Here is a 357-nt window from a genome sequence, read left to right as displayed (position 1 = left end):
GCGATGCCGTCACCAACGATTTTTTCAGCGAAAACTACATCTGGCACATCTTCGATGTTTACGATTTCACCAGAAAGAGGTGCGATGATTTCGATTGCACCAGCATCAGCGCTGTCATCAGATACAAGCTTTTTCAGTTTGTCAAACAGACCCATTGTGTCATGCTCCTAACGTTTAGTTTTATTCTGTAGAATATACTATACCAATCTAACAAATTAGACGACTATTTTTAGCCGTCTAACGTTATTAAGCGATTGGCGATTACTGAGTTTTCTCAGCGATGAACTTTTCTACGCAAGCTTCAATTTCAGCAGCTGTTGGTAGAGATAGTGCTTCGTCAGCCATAGCTTTAACTTC

Annotated in this window: 1 protein-coding gene; it reads right to left on the bottom strand. The window is 40.6% G+C overall.

What is annotated here, in order from left to right; genetic code table 11:
- A partial coding sequence (locus AB4512_RS22810; RefSeq protein ID WP_372175811.1) for a PTS glucose transporter subunit IIA occupies window positions 1–155 on the bottom strand: 155 nt, incomplete at its 3' end.
- Window positions 156–357: the final 202 nt, after the last annotated feature.

Source organism: Vibrio sp. 10N.222.52.B7 (genome assembly GCF_041474275.1).
GTDB classification, from domain to species: Bacteria; Pseudomonadota; Gammaproteobacteria; order Enterobacterales; family Vibrionaceae; genus Vibrio; species Vibrio crassostreae_C.
This window is presented reverse-complemented; position numbering and strand designations above follow the sequence as displayed.